16 protein-coding genes and 1 pseudogene are annotated in these 22,403 nt (G+C 72.1%); 12 read left to right on the forward strand and 5 right to left on the reverse strand.

All coding sequences use genetic code 11. From position 1 onward, the window contains the following. Positions 1–100 precede the first annotated feature (100 nt). The 5 genes from MTQ01_RS05775 (at position 101) to sucD (ending at position 7,251) form a co-directional block, all read left to right on the forward strand. Positions 101–1,237: an AAA family ATPase gene (locus MTQ01_RS05775; protein ID WP_247487158.1), complete on the forward strand. Its 1,137-nt coding sequence runs from the start codon at positions 101–103 to the stop codon at positions 1,235–1,237. Then, positions 1,216–3,672 (forward strand): DUF5682 family protein, encoded by a 2,457-nt coding sequence (locus MTQ01_RS05780; RefSeq protein ID WP_247487159.1) that lies wholly within the window; start codon positions 1,216–1,218, stop codon positions 3,670–3,672. The genes MTQ01_RS05775 and MTQ01_RS05780 overlap by 22 nt, the downstream gene beginning before the upstream one ends. Next, positions 3,669–4,916, forward strand: a complete 1,248-nt coding sequence (locus MTQ01_RS05785) for a VWA domain-containing protein (RefSeq protein ID WP_247487160.1) — start codon at positions 3,669–3,671, stop codon at positions 4,914–4,916. The genes MTQ01_RS05780 and MTQ01_RS05785 overlap by 4 nt, the downstream gene beginning before the upstream one ends. 232 nt (positions 4,917–5,148) lie before the next feature. Next, the gene (gene sucC / locus MTQ01_RS05790; RefSeq protein ID WP_247487161.1) at positions 5,149–6,321 is read left to right on the forward strand and encodes an ADP-forming succinate--CoA ligase subunit beta; all 1,173 of its coding nucleotides are present in this window, start codon (positions 5,149–5,151) and stop codon (positions 6,319–6,321) included. A gap of 45 nt (positions 6,322–6,366) precedes the next feature. Continuing rightward, complete coding sequence (gene sucD, locus MTQ01_RS05795) at positions 6,367–7,251, forward strand: succinate--CoA ligase subunit alpha (protein WP_247487162.1); 885 nt, start codon at positions 6,367–6,369, stop codon at positions 7,249–7,251. Positions 7,252–7,427: 176 nt separating this feature from the next. Here sucD and MTQ01_RS05800 read toward each other — a convergent pair whose 3' ends face one another. Continuing rightward, positions 7,428–8,861, reverse strand: a complete 1,434-nt coding sequence (locus MTQ01_RS05800) for a DNA-directed RNA polymerase sigma-70 factor (RefSeq protein WP_247487163.1) — start codon at positions 8,859–8,861, stop codon at positions 7,428–7,430. A 164-nt stretch (positions 8,862–9,025) separates the two neighbouring features. Here MTQ01_RS05800 and MTQ01_RS05805 point away from each other — a divergent pair, with 164 nt between their 5' ends. Then, positions 9,026–10,978, forward strand: a complete 1,953-nt coding sequence (locus tag MTQ01_RS05805) for a DUF6350 family protein (RefSeq protein ID WP_247487164.1) — start codon at positions 9,026–9,028, stop codon at positions 10,976–10,978. Between the two features lie 345 nt (positions 10,979–11,323). On the opposite strand, the gene MTQ01_RS05810 is transcribed toward MTQ01_RS05805, so the two are convergent. Next, the gene (locus MTQ01_RS05810; RefSeq protein WP_247487165.1) at positions 11,324–12,154 is read right to left on the reverse strand and encodes a hypothetical protein; all 831 of its coding nucleotides are present in this window, start codon (positions 12,152–12,154) and stop codon (positions 11,324–11,326) included. Between the two features lie 264 nt (positions 12,155–12,418). On the opposite strand from MTQ01_RS05810, the gene purN reads away from it, so the two are divergent. Both purN and purH read left to right on the forward strand, forming a co-directional pair. Next, positions 12,419–13,060 carry a phosphoribosylglycinamide formyltransferase gene (gene purN / locus MTQ01_RS05815; RefSeq protein ID WP_247487166.1) on the forward strand — a complete coding sequence of 214 codons (642 nt, stop codon included), beginning with the start codon at positions 12,419–12,421 and terminating at the stop codon, positions 13,058–13,060. Next, the gene (purH, locus tag MTQ01_RS05820; RefSeq protein WP_247487167.1) at positions 13,057–14,637 is read left to right on the forward strand and encodes a bifunctional phosphoribosylaminoimidazolecarboxamide formyltransferase/IMP cyclohydrolase; all 1,581 of its coding nucleotides are present in this window, start codon (positions 13,057–13,059) and stop codon (positions 14,635–14,637) included. Before purN ends, purH begins: the two co-directional genes overlap by 4 nt. Positions 14,638–14,775: 138 nt before the next feature. Here purH and MTQ01_RS05825 read toward each other — a convergent pair whose 3' ends face one another. From MTQ01_RS05825 to MTQ01_RS05835, 3 genes are all read right to left on the reverse strand, one after another. After that, a complete protein-coding gene (locus MTQ01_RS05825) occupies positions 14,776–16,221 on the reverse strand; it encodes a serine/threonine-protein kinase (protein WP_247487168.1) in 1,446 nt (481 codons plus the stop codon). Beyond that, on the reverse strand, positions 16,218–17,126 hold the full coding sequence (locus MTQ01_RS05830; RefSeq protein ID WP_247487169.1) for an FHA domain-containing protein: 909 nt from the start codon (positions 17,124–17,126) through the stop codon (positions 16,218–16,220). Before MTQ01_RS05830 ends, MTQ01_RS05825 begins: the two co-directional genes overlap by 4 nt. A gap of 307 nt (positions 17,127–17,433) precedes the next feature. Beyond that, positions 17,434–18,099 (reverse strand): hypothetical protein, encoded by a 666-nt coding sequence (locus MTQ01_RS05835; protein WP_247487170.1) that lies wholly within the window; start codon positions 18,097–18,099, stop codon positions 17,434–17,436. Positions 18,100–18,425: 326 nt separating this feature from the next. Between MTQ01_RS05835 and MTQ01_RS05840 the strand changes: the two genes are divergently transcribed. The 4 genes and pseudogenes from MTQ01_RS05840 to MTQ01_RS05855 all read left to right on the forward strand — a co-directional run. Beyond that, positions 18,426–19,280 carry a bifunctional methylenetetrahydrofolate dehydrogenase/methenyltetrahydrofolate cyclohydrolase gene (locus MTQ01_RS05840; RefSeq protein ID WP_247487171.1) on the forward strand — a complete coding sequence of 285 codons (855 nt, stop codon included), beginning with the start codon at positions 18,426–18,428 and terminating at the stop codon, positions 19,278–19,280. 3 nt (positions 19,281–19,283) lie between these two features. Beyond that, positions 19,284–19,925: a DUF3017 domain-containing protein gene (locus MTQ01_RS05845; protein ID WP_247487172.1), complete on the forward strand. Its 642-nt coding sequence runs from the start codon at positions 19,284–19,286 to the stop codon at positions 19,923–19,925. A 233-nt stretch (positions 19,926–20,158) separates the two neighbouring features. Beyond that, complete coding sequence (locus tag MTQ01_RS05850) at positions 20,159–21,379, forward strand: NADP-dependent isocitrate dehydrogenase (protein ID WP_247487173.1); 1,221 nt, start codon at positions 20,159–20,161, stop codon at positions 21,377–21,379. Positions 21,380–21,691: 312 nt separating this feature from the next. Continuing rightward, positions 21,692–22,022 (forward strand): annotated as a pseudogene (locus MTQ01_RS05855) (helix-turn-helix domain-containing protein); the annotation flags it as partial. Positions 22,023–22,403 lie beyond the last annotated feature (381 nt).

Below are 22,403 nucleotides of genomic sequence, written 5' to 3' on the forward strand. Positions count from 1 at the left end.
CAGAGTGTGAACCAGCCGATCACCAGCGGGAATTGGTGCTGCTGAAGGCTGCCGTTCGACGACTGTCGTCGATGGCCCATCGGAACGAGGGGGATGGCGAGTGAGCAAGACGAGCGCGGCGGACGAGAAGGCGGACCGGAGCTCCGCCGAGCAGGGCGCGCAGGCACTGCGTCCGCACGCCGAGGACGCCTTCGCGGGCGAGCTGCGGGCGCTGGCCGCCGCCGACGACAGGCCGCGTCCCGAGCGCTGGAAGATGTCGCCGTGGGCGGTCTCGCTCTACCTCATGGGCGGGACCCTGCCGGACGGCACGGTGATCAGCCCCAAGTACGTCGGACCGCGCCGCATCATCGAGGTGGCCGTGACGACCCTGGCCACGGACCGCGCGCTGCTGCTCCTCGGAGTGCCCGGCACCGCCAAGACCTGGGTCTCCGAGCACCTGGCGGCTGCCGTCAGCGGCGACTCCACGCTGCTCGTGCAGGGCACCGCGGGCACCGCGGAGGAAGCGGTGCGCTACGGCTGGAACTACGCCCAGCTCCTCACCAACGGACCCAGCCGTCAGGCGATGGTGCACAGCCCCGTCATGCGGGCGATGTCCGAAGGAATGATCGCCCGGGTCGAGGAGTTGACCCGTATCCCGGCAGACGTGCAGGACAGCCTCATCACCATTCTCTCGGAGAAGACGCTCCCGGTTCCGGAGCTGGGGGACGAGGTGCAGGCCGTGCGCGGCTTCAACCTCATCGCCACGGCCAACGACCGCGACCGCGGGGTCAACGAGCTCTCCAGCGCGCTGCGCCGCCGCTTCAACACGGTGGTGCTGCCGCTGCCCGCGAGCTCGGAGGCGGAGGTGGAGATCGTCTCCCGCCGGGTCGAGCAGATAGGCCGCTCGCTGGATCTGCCGCCGGCGCCGGAGGGCCTGGAGGAGATCCGCCGTGTGGTCACCGTCTTCCGCGAGCTGCGGGACGGCGCGACCGTCGACGGCCGCACCAAGGTCAAGTCCCCTTCCGGCACGCTCTCCACGGCGGAGGCGATCTCGGTGGTGACCGGCGGCCTCGCGCTGTCCGCGCACTTCGGTGACGGGCAGTTGCGTGCCGCGGACGTGGCGGCCGGAATCCTCGGTGCCGTGGTGCGCGACCCGGCCGCGGACTCGGTGATCTGGCAGGAGTACCTGGAGACCGTCGTTCGCGAGCGCGACGGCTGGAAGGACTTCTACCGCGCATGCCGCGAGGTGAGCGCGTGAGCGACCGTCCGCTGCTGCTCGGGGTCCGGCACCACGGCCCCGGTTCGGCCCGTGCGGTGCGTGCCGCGCTGGTCGCGCACGAGCCGAAGGTCCTGTTGGTGGAGGGGCCCCCGGAGGCGGACGCGGTGGTGCGGCTGGCGGGGGAGAGGACCATGGTCCCGCCGGTCGCGCTCCTGGCGCACGCCGTGGACGAGCCGGGTCGGGCCGCGTTCTGGCCCTTCGCCGCGTTCTCCCCGGAGTGGGTGGCGATCAGCTGGGCGATGGAGCAGGGCGTCGAGGTCCGTTTCGTGGACCTGCCGGCGGCCCACTCGCTCGCCCTGCCCCGACAGCCCGAGGCCGAGCCGGAGTTGAAGCCGGAGGCGGAGCACGAGGGCCGTGCCGCCGACGCCGAGGCGGTGGGTGACCCCGACGGCGAGGAGGGCGAGGAGTCCTCCTGCGGCGGAGGAGCCGCCTCCGATCTGCGGATCGACCCGCTCGCCGTGCTGGCGCGCACCGCCGGTTACGACGACCCCGAGCGCTGGTGGGAGGACGTCGTCGAGCACCGTGGCGCAGCCGACCGGCAGGGCCCGGACGCCGAGCCGGACGCCCGGGAGCAGACGCTGGCCCCCTTCACCGCGCTGGAGGAGGCGATGACCGCGCTGCGCGAGACCCACGACGACGGCGGCCACAGTCGGGACCTGGTGCGCGAGGCCCATATGCGGCTGCGGCTGCGGGAGGCGCGCAAGGAGTTCGGGGACGACGCCGTCGCTGTCGTCTGCGGTGCCTGGCACGTGCCGGCGCTGCGGGAGAAGCACGCCGTCACCGCCGACCGAGGGCTGCTCAAGGGGCTGCCCAAGCTCAAGGTCGATGTCACCTGGGTGCCCTGGACGCATCGCCGACTGGCCAGACACAGCGGTTACGGCGCGGGCATCACCTCGCCCGGCTGGTACGGCCATCTCTTCGAGACCGCCGACCGTCCGCTGGTGCGCTGGATGACCAGGGTCGCCGAGCTGCTGCGGGCCGAGGACCACCCGGTCTCCTCGGCGCACGTCATCGAGTCCGTCCGTCTCGCCGAGAGCCTCGCCGCGCTGCGCGGTCGGCCGCTCGCCGGGCTGACCGAGACCCTGGAAGCGGTGCGGGCCGTGATGTGCGAGGGCTCCCAGGTGCCTCTCGCGCTCATCGAGGACCGCCTGATCGTCGGTGACGCGCTGGGCGAGGTGCCGGACGAGGCGCCGGCGGTTCCGCTCCAGCGCGACCTCACCAGGCTCCAGCGTTCGCTGCGGCTGAAGCCCGAGGCCGCCGAGCGCGCCCTGGACCTCGATCTGCGCAAGGAGACCGACGCGGCCCGCAGTCTGATGCTGCACCGGTTGTCCCTGCTCGGTATCGCCTGGGGCACGCTCGACTCCCACCGCAGCCGCAACACCGGCACGTTCCGCGAGAGTTGGCGGCTCTCCTGGGAGCCCGAGCTGTCGGTGCGCACCGCAGAGGCGGGCATCTGGGGCACCACGCTGGCGACCGCGGCGGGTGCCAAGGCGATCACCAGGGCGAGCGAGGCGCAGGAGCTCGGAGAGGTGACGCTCTGGGCCGAGCGCTGTCTGCTCGCCGGCCTCGACGACGCGTTGCCGCAGGTGATGCGGGAGCTGGCCGACCGCGCCGCCCTCGACTCGGACGTGGGCCGGCTCGCCAAAGCCCTTCCGGCGCTGGTGCGTTCGGTCCGGTACGGGGATGTGCGCGGCACCGACTCGGCCATGTTGCGTCGGGTCGCCGAGGGGCTGGCCGAGCGGATATGCGTCGGTCTTCCTCCCGCTTGCACGGGCCTCGACGCCGACGGCGCGGCAGCGCTGCGCGAGCATCTCGACGCCGTCCAGCACTCCGTTGCGATGCTCGCCGACGAGGGCCTGACCAGCCGTTGGCGTGCGGTGCTGCGCTCGCTGTCGGCCCGGGAGAGCGTCGCTGCGCTGCTGCGCGGCCGTTGCGCCCGACTCCTGCTGGACGAGGGCGAGTTGGCGGCCGACGACGCGGAGCGGCTGCTGCGCCTGGCGCTGTCCACCGGCGCCGAGCCGGCGGACGCGGCGGGCTGGGTGGAGGGTTTCCTCTCCGGCGGCGGAATGCTGCTGCTGCACGATGAGCGGCTGCTCGCCCTGATCGACGGCTGGCTCGCGAGCGTGTCGCCGACCGCGTTCGAGGACGTGCTGCCGCTGCTGCGGCGGACGTTCTCCGCTTTCGAGCCGGGTGTCCGGAGCAATCTGGGCCAGATCGTGCGCCGCGGCACGGGGGGCCGCGGCGCACCCGCCGACGACACGGCGTACCCCGGGTTCGGGTCCGAGCCGGACGCCGACCGGTCGGCCGCGGTGCTGCCGACACTGCGACATCTGCTGGGCGACTCCCTCGCCGTGGGCGGGCCGACTCCCGCCGCAGCAACGCCAGTCCAAGACCCAGTGGGGGCGTCCCGATGACCGACACCAGCACCCGGACCGACACCGGCCCCGACACCGACACCGGCCCCGACACCGGCCCCGACACCGACACCGCCGACACCGACACGACCTCCGGCACCACCGCTCCCGCGCCCACGGCGGAGGAGCGGGAGGAGCGGCTGCGCCGCTGGCGTCTGGTCCTCGGCGACCCGGCCGAGGAGGGCACCGGGTTCCAACTCGCCGACCGCGACGTGGAGATGGACCGCACGCTGGCCGCCGTCTACGACGAGCCGCGCTCGGCCGGTCTCGGCGGCAGCGCCCCGAGGGTGGCCCGCTGGCTCGGCGACATCAGGACGTACTTCCCCTCCTCCGTGGTGCGGGTGATGCAGCGGGACGCCATCCAACGGCTCGGCCTCACCTCGCTCCTCGCCGAGCCCGAGATGCTGGAGGCGGTGGAGGCGGACGTCCATCTGGTCGGCACCCTGCTCTCGCTGGGCCGGGCCATCCCGGAATCCAGCAAGGAGACGGCAAGAGCCGTGGTGCGCAAGGTCGTCGAGCAGCTGGAGAAGCAGCTCGCCAGCCGCACCCGGACGACGCTCAACGGCGCGCTCGACCGCTCCGCCCGCATCCAGCGCCCGCGCCACCAGGACATCGACTGGGACCGCACCATCCGCGCCAACCTCAAGAACTACCTGCCCGAGTACGGCACCGTGGTTCCGGAGCGGCTGATCGGCTACGGCCGGGCGTCCCGTTCGGTGAAGAAGGACGTCATCCTCTGCATCGACCAGTCGGGTTCGATGGCCGCCTCGGTCGTCTACGCCTCGGTGTTCGGCGCGGTGTTGGCCTCCATGCGGTCGATCAGCACCCGGCTGGTGGTCTTCGACACCAAGGTCGCCGACCTCACGGACGCCCTCGACGACCCGGTCGACGTGCTGTTCGGCACGCAGCTCGGCGGCGGCACCGACATCAACGGTGCGCTGGCGTACTGCCAGAGCAAGATCAGCCGGCCGAACGAGACCGTGGTGGTGCTGATCAGCGACCTCTACGAGGGCGGCATCAGGAACGAGATGCTGCGGCGGGTCGCGGCGATGAAGAGCGCAGGCGTCCAGTTCGTCACGCTGCTCGCACTGTCCGACGAGGGAGCACCCGCGTACGACCGCGAGCACGCCGCCGCGCTCGCGGAGCTGGGAGCGCCCGCCTTCGCCTGCACGCCGGACCACTTTCCGGAGGTGATGGCGGCGGCGATCGAGCGACGACCGCTGCCGATACCCGCGGCGAACTGAGCCTTCGCAGCTGCGAGTTCACCCGGCGGCGCGCCCTCGCCGCCGGGTGCGCGTCGCGATCCGGACCGCGGCCCTGTGACAGGACTCACCGTGTGTGGGCGAGCTGAGATTTATGTCCACCTCGTGCACCGGGCTACCCTGCGAGACGGACATGCCGCGTCGACGCTGTCGCGGCCACGCGGCACGCCCACGCTCTCAACGACCGCGACAACTGATTAAGGGACGGACGCGCGTGGACCTGTTCGAGTACCAGGCGAGGGATCTCTTCGCCAAGCATGACGTACCGGTGCTGGCCGGTGAAGTCATCGACACGCCCGAGGCGGCGCGCGAGGTGACTGAGCGGCTTGGCGGTCGCGCGGTCGTCAAGGCGCAGGTGAAGGTCGGTGGTCGTGGCAAGGCCGGCGGTGTGAAGCTGGCCGCCGACCCGGCCGACGCCGTGGAGAAGGCCGGCGCGATTCTGGGCATGGACATCAAGGGCCACACGGTCCACAAGGTGATGCTCGCCCAGACCGCGGACATCGCGGAGGAGTACTACGTCTCCTTCCTGCTGGACCGCACCAATCGCACCTTCCTGGCGATGGCGTCCGTCGAGGGCGGTGTCGACATCGAAGAGGTGGCCGCCACCAAGCCCGAGGCGCTCGCCAAGATCGCCGTGGACGCGATCGACGGCGTCACCGAGGAGAAGGCCCGCGAGATCGTCGAGGCCGCTGCCTTCCCGGCGGAGGTCAAGGACCAGATCGTCGACGCCCTGCAGAAGCTGTGGGACGTCTTCATCAAGGAGGACGCCCTCCTGGTCGAGGTGAACCCGCTGGTCAAGACCGGCGAGGGCCGGATCATCGCGCTGGACGGCAAGGTGTCGCTGGACGCCAACGCGGAGTTCCGCCAGGCCGACCACGCTGCGCTCGAGGACAAGGCCGCGGCCAACCCGCTCGAGGCCGCCGCCAAGGCCAAGGGCCTGAACTACGTCAAGCTCGAGGGCGAGGTCGGCATCATCGGAAACGGTGCCGGTCTGGTCATGTCGACGCTGGACGTCGTCGCGTACGCCGGTGAGAAGCACGCGGGCGTCAAGCCAGCGAACTTCCTCGACATCGGTGGCGGTGCCTCTGCCGAGGTCATGGCCAACGGCCTGGAGATCATCCTGGGCGACCCCGAGGTCAAGTCCGTCTTCGTGAACGTCTTCGGCGGCATCACCGCGTGCGACGCGGTCGCCAACGGCATCGTGCAGGCCCTGGAGCTGCTCAAGTCCAAGGGCGAGGACGTCAGCAAGCCGCTGGTCGTCCGTCTGGACGGCAACAACGCCGAGCTCGGTCGCAAGATCCTGACCGACGCCAACCACCCGCTGGTTGAGCAGGTCGACACCATGGACGGCGCCGCTGACCGCGCCGCCGAGCTTGCTGCCAAGTAATTCCAGACGAGGACCCAAGAGGACAGACGAGGAACCGACACAAAAATGGCTATCTTCCTCACCAAGGAAAGCAAGGTCATCGTCCAGGGGATGACCGGCTCCGAGGGCCAGAAGCACACCAAGCGCATGCTTGCTTCCGGCACCAACATCGTCGGCGGTGTGAACCCCCGCAAGGCCGGTCAGACCGTTGACTTCGACGGCACCGAGGTGCCGGTCTTCGGCGGCGTCAAGGAGGCCATCGAGGCCACCGGCGCCGACGTGACCGTGATCTTCGTTCCGGAGAAGTTCACCAAGAGCGCGGTCATCGAGGCGATCGACGCCGAGATCCCGCTCGCCGTCGTCATCACCGAGGGCATCGCGGTGCACGACTCCGCCGCCTTCTGGGCGTACGCCGGCAAGAAGGGCAACAAGACCCGCATCGTCGGTCCGAACTGCCCGGGTCTGATCACCCCCGGTCAGTCCAACGCCGGCATCATCCCGGCCGACATCACCAAGCCCGGCCGCATCGGTCTGGTCTCGAAGTCGGGCACGCTGACGTACCAGATGATGTACGAGCTGCGCGACATCGGCTTCTCCAGCTGTGTCGGCATCGGCGGTGACCCGATCATCGGCACCACCCACATCGACGCGCTGGAGGCCTTCGAGGCCGACCCGGAGACCGACCTGATCGTGATGATCGGCGAGATCGGCGGCGACGCCGAGGAGCGTGCGGCCGACTTCGTCAAGGCCAACGTCACCAAGCCGGTCGTCGGCTACGTCGCGGGCTTCACCGCGCCGGAGGGCAAGACCATGGGCCACGCCGGCGCCATCGTCTCCGGCTCCTCGGGCACCGCCCAGGCGAAGAAGGAGGCCCTGGAGGCCGCCGGAGTCAAGGTCGGCAAGACCCCGTCGGAGACCGCCCGCCTCGCGCGCGAGATCCTCGGCGGCTGAATCACGCGCTGATCGTGCGTCCGTCCGTTCCGGGCGGATGCCGGTGCACGCGGCAGTGACACCACGACGACGGCCCGTCCCCATTTCGGGGACGGGCCGTCGTCGCGTTTCGGGTGCGCCGCGGCGTGCGTGCCCGGGCCTGTCGTCCGGACGCGGCGGTCGCGCAACCGCCCGGGTCAGCGGGCGAGTTGGGCGACCGCGGCGGGCAGCCCGGTGGGGAGCAGATCGCCGCTCTCACCGGTGGCGATGCTGAACGAGGTGGTCAGCACCAGCACCGCGGTCAGCCCGGCGGCGGCCAGAGTGCCGCGGCGGGTGACGTGCTCGCTGGCCGGCCGTACCGCCGGGGTCCGGTCCGGCCCCACCCGGTGCGCCGCCGCCGCCCGGCGCAGCAGTTCGCCCAGGGCGGCACCACGCAGCTCGGAACCGAGATCGCCGTCCGACCCGCCGCCCGGCCCGTCTTCGCCGTCTCCGCCGCTCGCCGTGCCGGCGTCCGCGATCTCCTGCACCAGTACGGCCATCGCCTCCCGCCCGTGCCGGAGCCTGCCGAGCGTGGCGCCGGTGCTGGCCTCCGTCTCCGCCGCGGTCTCGGCCAGGCTCAGCCCGATCCCGTCGTGCAGCAGTACGGTCCGCCGGTAGTTGCGCGGCAGGCCCCAGAACGCCTCGAGCACGGCGCGGTGTTCGGGAGCACCGTCGTACGGGTCCGGTGCACCGTGGCCCGGCCAGAAGCGCAGCCACGGCGAGAGCGCGTACTCGTGGGTCGCGGCTCTCGTCCAACCTGCCGGGTCGGGGTCCCGGGCCACCTCGGGCCACCGTTCCCAGGCGGTGTGGAAGGCGCGTTCGACTGCCCAGCGGGCCACCTCGCGGTTGCCGGTGAGGAGGTACGCCTGCCGGGTGAGGGCGGGGGAGTGGGTGATGTGCAGAAGGTCGAACGCCCGCGCCGCCGGATCGGGTTCGGCTGCCGTGGCCTCGGACTTCACCGGCACCTTCCGGTCCTCGGGGCCCGTTTCGGCGGGCTCGGACGGCTCGGCGGGCCCGGACGGCGCGGGCCGCGATGCGGCGGGCGGCTCGGTGCCGGTGTTCGCCGCCGCGGGTACGAGGGCCGGTCCGGTCGTGTCGGCTGGGGCCGGGGAGTCGGCCGGGGCCGGGACGTTCGGTGCTCCGCCCGCGGGGTCCCGGTCGGACCCGGCCCTCGGAGGGACGTCCTCGCGGTCGGCGGCCTTTCCGTCGCTGCCGTTCGGGCCCCCGTCGTTCGAGCCCCCGTCGTTCGGAACGCGGCCTCTCGAAGCGCGGTCCGTCGGCGTGCTGTGGGTGTCGGCCTTCGGGTCGGGATCCGTGCGGCGTGCCCACCGCGGGGTGCCCGCTCCCACGAGGCGGTCGGGGTCGGGCGCGCTGGTACGCGGTCCCTCGAAGCCGATGCGTACGGAGGGCCCGGCGGCGTCCGCGGCGCGCTTGCCCGCGCTCGCGTCCGGCTCGGCCCGCCGTTTCGCGTTCTGTTTCGCCTGCTTCCGGGCCTGCTTCTTCGCCTTGCGTGCCTTGACCTGCCGGTCCGGGCCTGTGGACTGCCGCCTGTCCGCCGGTGCGGGCGGTTCCGTGCGGTCGTCGAGCGTCATGCCTGCCCCTCGCCGTCGCGTGCATCGACGGCCGCCGGATGCGGTCGTCGTGGTGCCGGGCGCTTACCGCCCGTCCGAATAAAGTGCATATCGGAATATTCAACGACACAGCGAGTAATTGCCCGCTACCAGGGCGAAACGGGTGTTGTTGGCAGCATGTCGATGTGAGCCAAACGATGCAACGCCACCTCAGAAATCTGGGCCGGCTGCGGCCCGTGACCTGGTGGGCGGAGGGCGTACTCGCCGCCGCCCTCGGAGTGGCGGCACTCGCCATGCTGGTGCTGATGCTGTGGATCAGCTCTCCCCACGCCCACGGCGGGCCCGACGACGCACTCCGGGTGGCGGCCGGGCTCTGGCTGCTCGCCCACGGCGTCGAACTGGTGCGTCCGGAGACCCTCTCCGGTGGCGCCGCCCCGCTCGGTCTCACTCCGCTGCTGCTCACCGCCCTGCCCGCGGTGCTGCTCTACCGCTGTGTACGTGCCTTGGAGGGCCCGGGCCCGCGGATCGTCGCCTGGACGGGCGCCGGGTACCTGCTGGTCGCGGCCCTCGCGACCTGGTACACCCAGGGCGGTCCGTTCCGGGCCCAGCCGTGGAGCGCCGCGGTGTGCGTACCGCTGCTGACGTTGCTGTGCGTGGGTGCGGGGGTGTGGGCCGGGCGCGGATGGCCGGGCCCGCCGTCCGGACTGCTGCCCGGATGGCTGCCGTGGCAACGGCTGTTCACCGCGCTGCGGGCCGCGGTGCTGGCCTCCGCGGCGCTGGTCGTCGGCGGCGCGGTGCTGGCAGCGGTGCCGCTGGTACTGCAGTGGAGCGCCGCGACCGAGGCCGGTGCCCAGCTCGCGGGTTCCTGGTCGGGACGTACGGCGGTGGCGCTGCTGTGCCTGCTGCTCGCGCCCAACGCGGCGGTCTGGGGCACCGCATACGCCCTCGGCCCGGGCTTCACCGCCGGCGTCGGACACGGTGTGGCGCCGCTGGCCACCGCCGCCCCCGCGCAGCTGCCGAACTTCCCGCTGCTGGCGGCACTTCCCGGACAGAACGCGGGTGTGACCTGGGCGCTGCTCGGCGTCGGTGCGATTCCGCTGGTCGCCGGAGTGGTCGCCGGACTGTCCGTGGGGCGCGGCTCCTCGCCGGTGCGCGGCAGCCGCCACGGCGCCGACGGAGCGCTCGGTACGGCCGGAGCGGTGCTGCTGGTGGGAGTCGGCTGCGGACTCGGCGTCGCGGCGCTCGCCGCGCTGGCCGGCGGCCCGCTGGGCACGGGACTGCTCGCGGACTTCGGGCCGACCTGGTGGGCGGTGGGCGCCGCCGCCCTGGGCTGGGTCTGCCTCGGCGCGCTGCCGACGGCGTACGCGGTCCGCTGGTGGCGCATCCGCGAGCCGCATCCGCTGCTCGCCCTGGCCCTCGCCCGCCGCCGGGCCCTCGCCGCACTGGCCGGTCTCGTACCGCGACGTGTGCCGCGCACGGACGGCCTCGCCGTCAACGGGGCCTGGGAGAGCGGGAGTACGCACGGCGGCCCGGACGCGACGGACGCCACGGCCGCTGCGGGTACGGCGGGTGCTCGGCGCCCGGGGAGTGCGGGCCCGGACGGGGATGCGGGCCCGGACGGGAGCGCGGGCGCGGGCGGGGATGCGGGCGCGGACGGGGCCGACGCCGGTGACTCGACGATCCCGTGGTGGCGCCGCCTCGGCCGTACGCGCCGGAAGGCGTCCGGCGAGTGGCACGAGACCCGCAGCCGGCGCACCCGCTGGGCGGCGTTGAAGGACGGGTCCGGCGGTCTGATGCCCGATCTCGGGAGCGCCGCGGGGGCGGCTCAACCCGCCGACGGTGCACGGGAATCGACGTCGCCCACAGCGCCGGTGGGATCGGAGCCGGCAGCCTCGGCGGCGCCGGCAGTCCCAGCGGGGTCGACGGGAACGGCGGCGTCGACGGAGCCGGTCGAGTCCGGGGCGGGGGCGGTACCAACGTCCGCCGGGTCGTCGGACGGAGCCGCGATGCCGGTCGAGCCGGTGCCGCCGGCCGTGCCGCTCGTACCGCCGGCGCCCCTGCCGCCCGTACCGGAGCCGGTGCCGGTACGCCCTGTTCCGCCGCCGGAGCCGCCGCCGCTCACCCACCAGTCGCCCTGAACGACCGCCCGCAGCCGCTCGGTTCAGCCGGGGACAGCCGTGCGCGGCCGTCGCGCGGGACGGCTGTCCGTGGTCGCGTCCGGGGGCCGTCCACCGCACTCCGGAGGATCGCCGAACCTCGCGCGGCAGGCTGAACCGCGCCGAGAACCAGGGCCGTCCCACCCTGCGCCGGGGCGGGCGGGACGCTCACCGTTGCGCGGAACGGACCCGCGCCACCCGCACCGAGCCGCGAACCCCACCCCGCGGAAACGAACCGCCGACCGGCCGCGCGTACGGACCCGCGCGTACGGACCCGCGCATACGAACCGACGGCCGCGGCCCCGCGGCGAACGTGGAGTCGGTGGCTCAGTCGCCTTCGCCGAGGATGGGGCGCAGCTGCTTCGGCAGGTGCTCGTCGCAGGCCTGACGGGTCGGTGTGGTCAGGGCGTTGTCGACGCAGACGTAGTAGTCCTTGTAGACCACCTGGACCGTGAAGGCGCTCATCACGAAGAGCAGCCCGATCGATCCGACGACGATGCCCACGATCGCGGCGGCGAGCTGCGGACGGTGCCGTGTGCCGCCACCGGGGGGCGGTTCGTGGGGAGTTGCCGGGGTCCGGTCCCCGAAGCCGAACCGGTTGTCGCCGCGGTCGTCGCCCGCTCCGTCCTCCGCGTTCCGGCGGGACTGGGCGCCCGGTGCGCCGCGCAGTGAACTGATGCCCCAGTACAGCGCGAGGGCGCCGAGGAGCAGGGCGACCGGCGGAATGTTGAAGAGGGCGAAGAAGACCGACCACATGCTGGAGATCAGTGCGTAGCGCGCGTGGCGCTGGGCCGGGTCCCTGGGGTCCCAGCGCAGTCGGCCGCCGTTGCGGTCGCCGCGCCCCCCGTCGTCGCCGCTGCCGCGGCTGCTGCCGAAGGCGCCGTTTCCGCGGCCGGGTTGACGGGAGCTCCACTGGCTTCCCCACTTGGCGCGGCCGGACTCCTCGCGCTGCCCGTCGCCGTCCCGATCGGAGGAGTCCCGGCCCGAGGAGTCCCGGCCGGAGCCGTCGTGGCCCGATTCGTCGCGCCCCTCGCCCCGGCCTCCGTGGCCCATCTGCTGCCTGGGCTGCCACGGCTGGTCGGGGCGGTCCGTGGGCGGCGGCGCCCAGGGGTTGTCCTCCTGCGCGGCCTGACCTTGAGCGGGACGTCGGTCCGTCATGTGGTGTGTGTCTTCCCCTTCGAGTGTCCCGCGACCGCCGAGCCCGCCGGAGCGGCAAAGGGCGCGCAACGGCAGCGATCGGGCCACGGAGCTGTACGCCAGACGCTACCCGTTGCGTCGGTGGACCCGTCCCATGGGGGCTACAGCTGTTCCCGGTATCGTTGCCGGTGGTCGGCGGCTTCGTAGGGTCAACCGTATGGACGCACCCGCTTCGTTCGTTCGATCGCACAGTTACTGTTCCAGCTGCCGGAAAGAGCCTTAGTCGTGGCTGCTTACGTGCCCTCAGCGGGCCCCGCCCGGCTCGTCGTCCTCGTCTCCGGCTCCGGGACGAACCTCCAGGCGCTGCTCGACGCGATCGAGCAGGTCGGCGAGGAGGCGTACGGAGCGCGGATCGTCGCGGTGGGTGCCGACCGGGACGGCGTCGCCGGCCTGGAGCGGGCCCGCCGGGCCGGGCTGCCGACGTTCGTCTGCCGGGTGAAGGACCATGCGGACCGGGCCGGTTGGGACGCCGCGCTGGCGGAGGCGACCGCCGCGCACGCACCGGATCTGGTGGTCTCCGCCGGGTTCATGAAGATCGTGGGCAGCGCGTTCCTGGCCCGTTTCGGCGGGCGGCTGGTGAACACCCACCCGGCGCTGCTGCCCAGTTTTCCCGGGGCCCACGGGGTGCGCGACGCGCTCGCGTACGGCGTGAAGGCCACCGGCTGCACCGTCCACTTCGTCGACGACGGCGTCGACACCGGCCCGATCATCGCCCAGGGCGTGGTCGAGGTCCGGGATGAGGACGACGAGTCCGCGCTGCACGAGCGGATCAAGGAAGTCGAGCGTCGCCTGCTCGTCGATGTCGTGGGTCGCCTCGCCCGCGACGGCTATCGCATTGAGGGACGAAAGGTACGGGTTCCGGCATGAGTGCCGAAGCGACACAGCGGCCGATCCGCCGCGCGCTGATCAGCGTCTACGACAAGACGGGTCTGGAGGAGCTGGCGCGCGGTCTGCACGCGTCCGGCGTCCGGCTCGTCTCCACCGGTTCGACGGCGGGCAGGATCGCCGACGCCGGTGTGCCGGTGACGAGGGTGGAGGAGCTGACCGGTTTCCCCGAGTGCCTGGACGGCCGGGTCAAGACGCTCCACCCGCGGGTGCACGCCGGGATCCTGGCCGACCTGCGCCTGGAGAGCCACCGCGCCCAGCTCGCCGAGCTGGAGGTGGAGCCGTTCGACCTGGTCGTGGTGAACCTCTACCCCTTCAGCGACACGGTCGCCTCCGGCGCCGGCCCCGACGAGTGCGTCGAGCAGATCGACATCGGCGGCCCGTCGATGGTCCGCGCGGCGGCCAAGAACCACCCCTCGGTCGCGGTGGTGGTCAACCCGCAGCGGTACGCGGACGTGCTGGCGGCGGCGGAGGGCGGCGGGTTCGCGCTCGGCGACCGCAAGCGGCTCGCGGCGGAGGCCTTCCAGCACACCGCGGCCTACGACGTGGCGGTGGCGGAGTGGTTCGCCGAGCCGTCGGTCGGCTACGCGGCCGACTCCGCGGGTGAGGAGTCCGGTTTCCCCGACTTCCACGGGCACACCTACACCCGCGCCGGAGTGCTCCGCTACGGCGAGAACCCCCATCAGGGCGCCGCGCTGTACACCGACGGCACCGGTGGTCTGGCCGAGGCGGAGCAGCTGCACGGCAAGGAGATGTCCTTCAACAACTACACGGACACCGACGCCGCGCGCCGTGCCGCCCACGACCACGACGAGCCGTGCGTGGCCATCATCAAGCACGCCAACCCCTGCGGTATCGCGGTGGGTTCGGACGTGGCGCAGGCGCACCGCAAGGCGCACGCCTGCGACCCGCTCTCGGCCTTCGGCGGCGTGATCGCGGTCAACCGCCCGGTCACCACCGAGCTGGCCGAGCAGATCGCGGAGATCTTCACCGAGGTCGTCGTGGCTCCCGACTACGAGCCCGGCGCGGTCGAGATCCTGGCGCGCAAGAAGAACATCCGGGTGCTGCGCTGTCCCGAAGCCCCCGCCGACAGGCCGGAGTTCAAGCCGATCGACGGCGGCGCGCTGCTCCAGGTGCGGGACCGGCTCCAGGCGGCGGGCGACGACCCGGCGAGCTGGACGCTGGCCGCCGGCGAGGCGCTGCCGGCCGCGGAGCTGGCCGAGCTCGCCTTCGCCTGGCGCGCCTGCCGCGCGGTGAAGTCCAACGCGATCCTGCTCTCCAGGGATCTGGCGACGGTCGGTGTGGGCATGGGCCAGGTCAACCGTGTCGACTCCGCACGGCTCGCCGTCCAGCGCGCCGGCGAGGAGCGTGCGGCCGGTGCCTACGCCGCGTCCGACGCCTTCTTCCCGTTCCCGGACGGGCTGGAGGTGCTGACCGCCGCGGGCGTCAGGGCCGTGGTGCAGCCCGGCGGTTCGGTCCGCGACGAGCAGGTGGTCGAGGCGGCGAAGGCGGCCGGAGTGACGATGTACCTGACCGGGACGCGCCACTTCTTCCACTGAGACAGAGCCGGGGCGCGCCTGGTCCGGCGCGCCCCGGCGGGCTGTTGCCCGGCCCGCGCTGCGGTGCGCAGAGCCGCGGCGCGGTGAAGCCCCGTGCGCGGGAACGCAGTTGGGCGGTCCCGTGCCCCGACTCGGCTGTCAGCGTGGCGCGTTGCGTCCTTTCTCGTACGGGTCGGCGCAGGTGACCTGCCAGCGGTGGGAGGCGAACGACCGCTCGCCGTCGAGGTTTCTGCGGGTGCCGATCCTGATGCACCCCTCCTGTTCGCCGAACTCCCGTTCGCCGAAGTAGAAGACGTCGACGTACTGCTCGCCCTGGTCGACGTCCTTGCCGTTGTTGTACACCGACGCCACTTTCGTGTCCGGGTGCCAGCCGCACTTGATCTCGCCCTGGTACCAGTCCGTGTCGTCGCCCCACCATGCGCACATGTCGCCCTTGCCGTGGGGCTCGGTGAAGAAGCAGACGTTGCCCTCCAGGCAGCGTTCGTAGCCCTGGGGCTCGGAGCTGCCGGAGCGCTCGTAGACCAGCGCGGCCCCGGTTCCCGCGGTGACGGCTGTGGCGACGGTCGCGGTGAGCGCGACCAGCCGGGTCCGGCGGCCGGGCGGCAGCCGCAGCCGCGGCCGGCGTCCGGTGCGCACCCTCCGCCCGCCGCCCAACCGGGCCACCCGCGCGGCGAGTTCGGCCGCCCCGTACCGTGCGCGTTCCTGGTGCGTACGGGCCAGGCAGTCGCCGATCAGTGCCGCCCAGTCCTCCGGCAGCAGCGGGCACAGGCGCAGCTCCTCCTCGCCGCGCGCGTAGCGGGCCGCCGCCTCCCGGCGTGCGCTCGCGGTACCGCCGGGCATCGGATACGTGCCGGTGAGCACGACATGGCAGAGCACGCCGTACGCCCAGATGTCGGCGGTCGGTCTGATCTGCTGGCCGCGCGCGCTGAACTCCGACCAGATCAGCTCCGGCGGGCTGTAGTCCGGTGTGGAGAACGCGGGCGAGTAGGCGTGGCTGCCCTCCATCTCGGCGGCGAGGTTGAAGTCGGACAGGCGTACGCCGCCGTCGTCCATCAGCAGGACGTTGCTGGGCTTGATGTCTCCGTGCACCCAACCCTCACGGTGCAGTTGGGCCATGCCCTCGCAGACCTCGGCCAGCAGCCGGGCCGCTCCGGGCGGCGCCGTGCCCCCGGAGGCGTCGAGCGCGTCCCCGAGCGAGCGGGCCGCCAACTCCAGTACGAGCACCGCAGATCCGTCCAGCTCGGGACGGTGCGGATCGTCGACGGTCAGGGTCTCGTACATCCGGATCAGCCGTGGATGCCGGACGCGGCTCAACAACTCGACCTCGCGCGCCACCAGTTCACGCAGATGACGCAGCCGGCGGGGCGTACTGGTGCCGGTCGGCAGGATCTTGAGCGCCGCCCGCGCCGGGTACTCGACAGCCGCGTCCCCGCCGCCCGACGCAGCCCGTTCCGCGGAGTCCCCACCCGAGGCCTCTTCGGCGCGCTGTGCGGCGTAGACGCTGCCGAACGCTCCTTCCGCCACGGGTGCCTCGACGACCCATCTGCCGATTCGGTAACCGGCAGGCACACACGAGGCGTTCACCCGGCCTCCTTCCGGCCGAGCAGCGCCAGATCGTCCTCGCGCACCAGGTCGAAGCGGAGCGCCAGTGACACCAGCGTCTCCTTCTTGCCGTTCAACCGCCCGCCGCCGTCGACGGATTCGGGCCCGGGCTTGATCCGCAGCTTCACGGCGAGGTAGTCGATGTTCCACTGCACGGAGGTGCGGCCCGCCGCCGGCCAGACGGTGCCCAGACGTTCGGCGACCTGCCCGGTGGTCGGCAGCGGAGCGTGCGGTGCGCCCCTCAGCCGCTGCTCGCAGAGTGCGACGAGCACCAGGAAGTACCGCTTGCTGCGGTCCAACGGAAAGGCGGGTGCGGTGAGTTGGCCGCCGGGCAGCGGTTCCGCGGAGCTGTCGGCGTACTCGTGCCGCGGCGCCCAGACGTCGAGTGTGACGAGCCTGTCGCGAGCGGGCACCACCACGCGCGAGAACTCGAACGGCACCGGCGCCTCGAGACGGCCGGGCGGAATCTTGATGTGCTCGCCCGCACCCTCCGGGTTCTCCACCACATACGTCTGGTGGCGGCTGAGGTTGCTCAGCGACCAGAAGGAGCCGGTGGCGGTGATGGTGCCCGCGAGCCGGGAGACGCCCTCGTGGTCGAGAGCCAGCCGACTGCGGTCCGGTCCCGGACGTTCCGGCTCCGGACCGCTCCGTTGGCGGTCGGTGCGGTCGGTGCGGTCGGTTCGACGGTCGTCGGCTGTGCGGTCGTCGGTGTGTCCCGGTCGGCCGGTCCCGCCGGTGAGCGGTGCGGACGGCCGGAACGACGCGGATGAGGTGTGGCCCCGTGCGGGGCCCGGTTCACGGCCGAAGTCCAGACGCTGGCCGGGTGCGAGACGGATCTGGTCGCGAGGTTCCGATTTTCCCCCCGGAACCACGATGATGCTGATCATGCTTTCCCCTCCCCCGAGAGTCGCCCTTGTCGGGGCGTTCACTTCGCAGAGTAGGGATGAACAGCACAAGGGGAAGCGGTTGCTGCGGAACAGCCGGGAAAGTCGTACGAAAGCTCGTGGGATTCAGCCAACAGCCAGATGATTCAGGACGAGTCGGACGGCTGGCGACCACTCCGCCCGCGACGATCGCGCACCCCGATCGACGCCGCCGGCCGCCGTCGTGCGCCCCCGGTCGGCCGCGTGCCCCCGCCGCGGCCGGAGTGCGGGCGCGGCCACCGGAGGCCGGCCGCGCCCGCACCGGCGAGGCTCACAGCTTCGGACGGTTGAACCACTGACTCGCCTGCGGCCCCGCGCAGAAGACCAGGGTGACCACCGCCGTTGCCAGCCACACCAGCGAGATCAGCGGGCTGCCGGGGGAGTTGGAGCCGGAGCCGACATCGGTGAGCGAACCGGCCAGGCTCAGCAGAGCCACCAGCCCGTTGATCGACGCGGCCACGATGGCCACCACCCGGGTGGCGGTGCCGCCCTTGCCGAAGAGCGAGGCGGGCACGATGTGCAGGGCGGCGAGCCCACCGAAGATCACGAAGAAGAGCAGTCCGATGCCGGCCGCGACATCGGCGAGGTCCTTGAACTCCTCCTCGGCGTCGATGTCGCCCGCGAGCAGGGCGAAGCCGATCATGAACAGCGCCAGGATCGCCCACAGTCCGCCCGCGACGAAGAGCAGCACCCGCGCCGTGATCACCGTGCCCGGCATGGACGCGGGCGCCATCGGTCCGTGCGGCGGGTAGCCGTGACCGGGCGGGCCGTACGGCTGCTGGCCGTACGGCGACTGCCCGGGCTGCTGGGCGTACGGCGACTGCCCGTACGCGGGCGGCGCGCCGTACGGGTCCTGGTGCGGCGGCCCGTACGGCGAGGAGCCGGGCGGGCCGCTCTGCGGCGGCGGACCGTACGGGTTCTGGTCGTGGTTGCTCAACTTCGTCCCTCCAGGCGATGGTTGGCGTGTCCACGGGCCGTGCGGCCCCGGACGCCGCCGGGCATGTGCGGGGAGTGAACGTCGATCGTCGCCGCGCCTTCCCCCGTCAAGCGCGGCAGTGGGATTCATCATCCGTCCGCCGGGCAAACAGTGTCCAGCCGGCTCCGGGAACCGTGGCAGAGCCGCAACGCACGGCCTTCGCACGGCCAACACACGGCCTTCGCGGGTACGTCGGCCGCGCCCCGTTCGAGGTGTGTCCGCGGTCCCGCCGCCGTCCGCGGACCCTTGAGTGGAGTCGCGGGCCCCGCATCCGCGAGGATGGGCACATGAGCGCCAAGATTCTCGACGGCAGGGCCACCGCTGCCGCGATCAAGACCGAACTCACCACCCGGGTCGAGGCACTGAAGGCCCGCGGTGTCGTACCGGGCCTCGGTACGGTCCTCGTCGGGGACGACGCCCCCAGTCAGAAGTACGTCGCCGGCAAGCACCGCGACTGCGCCCAGGTCGGCATCGCCTCCATCCAGCGCGAACTGCCCGCGTCCGCGAGCCAGACGGAGATCGAGGCCGTCGTACGGGAGTTGAACGAGGACCCGGCGTGCACCGGGTACATCGTGCAGCTGCCGCTGCCGAAGGGGATCGACACCAACCGCGTCCTGGAGCTGATGGACCCGGCCAAGGACGCGGACGGTCTGCACCCCGTCAACCTCGGACGCCTGGTGCTGAACGAGCCGGCCCCGCTGCCCTGCACGCCCAACGGCATCATCGCGCTGCTGCGCCGCCACGACGTGGAGATCGCGGGCGCGGAGGTCGTGGTGGTCGGTCGGGGCGTGACGGTCGGGCGTTCCCTCCCGCTGCTGCTCACCCGCCGCTCGGAGAACGCGACCGTCACCCAGTGCCACACCGGAACCCGTGACCTCGCCGCTCAGCTGCGCCGGGCGGACATCGTCGTCGCGGCGGCGGGCGTGCCGCACCTGATCAAGCCGGAGGACATCAAGCCCGGCGCGGCGCTGCTGGACGTCGGTGTCAGCCGGGACGAGAACGGCAAGATCGTCGGTGACGTCCACCCGGGCGCCGCCGAGGTCGCCGGCTGGGTGGCACCGAATCCGGGCGGCGTCGGCCCGATGACCCGCGCCATGCTGCTCGCGAACGTCGTCGAGGCAGCCGAGCGGAACGCGGGCTGAGCGATGGCCGCCACCTCACCCGACGACCCCGACACCGCCCGCGCGACAACGGACCCCGCCGCCCCGCAGCAGCCGCCCGCGCCCGCGAAGTCGACCGAGCAGCCGACCCCGCCCGCCGAGCAGGCCGAGCAGGCAGAGCCCGCCGAGCAGCCCGAGGCCGGCAAGCCGTCCAAGCCGGACAAGCAGCCCGAGCCCGGCACGCAGTCCAAGCAGTCCAAGCCTGCCAAGCCTGCCAAGGCCGCCAAGTCGGCTTCGCCGGCGAGGCGTTCGCGGCGCTTTCCGACTTTCACCCGGGACACCGCCAGGCCGGAGGGCGGTGGTCGGGTCGTCGGCGGGGACGCGCCGGCGCCGTACCGGCAGTGGCCGATCCTCACCGTGCTCGGCGGGGTGACGCTCGGCCTGTTGCTGACGCTCGTCGAGGCGCGCATCGGCATCCTGCTGGTGGGCGCGTTCCTGCTGCTCGCGGTGGCGCTGCGCTGGTTCATGCCGTCGGTCGGCATGTTGGCGGTGCGCTCGCGCTTCACCGACCTGGTCACCTACGGGGTGCTCGGCACCGCGATCGTGCTGCTGGCGCTGATGGCGCAGCCCGACCCCTGGCTGGAACTGCCGTTCCTGGAGGAGATCATCCGCTTCACGGTGCGGTAGTGCGCCTGGTCCGTGAAGCACGAGTCGGCGGTGTCTGCCCTCCGCGGGCGGCTTCGGATGGGTGATCGATCACCGATCAAACTGATGCATGGCGTCTGACCTGCGAAGACGTCGTTCGTTTCAGAAGAACCGGCCGGTATGGGTTGCATGGCACGGCGACGGCTGGAGTATCTTGATGGCGAGATATTCAGAAAACCTCTGAAGGACGCGCGCGAGAGGGACACACCACACTCATGTCCAAGATCAAGGTAGCCAACCCGGTCGTCGAGCTCGACGGCGACGAGATGACGCGCATCATCTGGCAGTTCATCAAGGACAAGCTGATCCTGCCGTACCTCGACGTCGAGCTGAAGTACTACGACCTGGGCGTGGAGCACCGCGACGCCACGGACGACCAGGTCACCATCGACGCCGCCAACGCGATCAAGGAGTACGGGGTCGGCGTCAAGTGCGCCACCATCACTCCCGACGAGGCCCGCGTCGAGGAGTTCGGCCTGAAGAAGATGTGGCGCTCGCCGAACGGCACGATCCGCAACATCCTCGGCGGCGTCGTCTTCCGTGAGCCGATCATCATGAGCAACGTGCCCCGCCTGGTGCCGGGTTGGACGCAGCCGATCATTATCGGCCGTCACGCCTTCGGCGACCAGTACCGCGCCACGGACCTGAAGGTCCCCGGCGAGGGCACCCTCACCATGACCTTCACCCCCAAGGACGGCTCCGAGCCGGTGGAGCTCGAGGTCTACGAGTTCCCGGGCTCCGGCGTGGCGATGGGCATGTACAACCTGGACGAGTCGATCCGCGACTTCGCGCGGGCGTCCTTCCGTTACGGCCTGGCCCGCAACTACCCCGTCTACATGTCCACCAAGAACACGATCCTCAAGGCCTACGACGGCCGCTTCAAGGACCTGTTCCAGGAGGTCTTCGACGCGGAGTTCAAGGACGAGTTCGAGAAGGCCGGCCTCACCTACGAGCACCGCCTGATCGACGACATGGTCGCCGCCGCCATGAAGTGGGAGGGCGGCTACGTCTGGGCCTGCAAGAACTACGACGGTGACGTCCAGTCCGACACCGTGGCCCAGGGCTTCGGCTCGCTCGGCCTGATGACCTCGGTCCTGATGTCCCCCGACGGCAAGACCGTCGAGGCCGAGGCCGCGCACGGCACGGTGACCCGTCACTACCGCCAGCACCAGCAGGGCAAGGCGACCTCGACCAACCCGATCGCGTCGATCTTCGCCTGGACCCGTGGCCTGGCCCACCGCGGCAAGCTCGACAACACCCCCGCGGTCACCGAGTTCGCCGAGACGCTGGAGCAGGTCTGCATCGAGACCGTCGAGGGCGGTCAGATGACCAAGGACCTCGCGCTGCTCATCGGTGCCGACACCCCGTGGCTGACCACGGAGGAGTTCCTCGCCGCCCTGGACGAGAACCTCCGCAAGAAGATGGCCGCCGCCTGACTCGGACGGCTCGACGTACACCGCTGTGGCCCGCTGCTCCGACTCGGAGCGGCGGGCCACAGCGGGTGTGCCGCGGGGGAGTTGCGGACCCCGACCCGGTGTGTTGTCGTGTGCACGACTATCAGATCAAGTCGGGGCGCGGGCGTGCGGAGTTGTTACGCACCCGGATACAACCGAGTGGGCACGAGTCCCGTCGTCCCTAGTGGCACACTTGGGCCAAGCATCCCTCTTCCGTGCCAGGCGTCGAACAGGTCGCCTGGCCGAGTGACGTGAGGGGCAGTGACAACCGCACGTAGGGGGCGAGGGGAGCAGATGCCTCGTTGGAAGGCGCTACCTGAAGAGCTGGACCCGGAAATCCGCGAGTTCGCCGGACAGATGCGGCAGCTCGTGGACCGCGGCGGGCTGAGTCTGGCCGCCGTCTCCGACAAGACCGGCTACAGCAAGACGTCTTGGGAGCGCTACCTCAACGGGCGACTGCTGCCGCCCCAGGGTGCAGTCTCGGCTCTCGCCGAGGTCACGGGCACCGACGTGCGCCATCTCGCCACCATGTGGGAGCTGGCCGAACGTGCGTGGAGCCGGGCCGAGATGCGGCACGACATGACCATGGAGGCCATCCGCATCTCCCAGGCCAGAGAGGCGCTGGCCAAGGCGAGCGCCGAGGGCGAGGGCCGTAAGCGGTCCTGGGCGTCGGGCAGGGAGAAGCCCGTGAAGCCCGGCCGCAAGGCGGTCAGCGTCACCAAGCCCGCGAACTCGGCGCCCCCCGCGGCCCCTTCGCCGGCACCTCCCGCGGCACGGACGTCCACCGCCGCCGCGTCCTCGCAGTCGGCCGGCGGCCCGGCGGCGACCGGGGCGGGGCCGTCGGCCGCGCCGGGACAGGCGGACGCCTCCGAGCGGCTCGGCGAAGCGTCTCGCAGTGCGAGCGGGTCCGAGGGGCGCGGCGCGAGCGGTTCCGAGGGGCCCGGCGAGGGCGGTCGGCCCGGGGCAGCCAAGGCCCCCTGGCCGACCGTGCGGACCTCCGAGGCCG

The sequence above is a fragment of the Streptomyces sp. XM4193 genome (assembly GCF_023072595.1).
Lineage (GTDB): Bacteria > Actinomycetota > Actinomycetes > Streptomycetales > Streptomycetaceae > Streptomyces.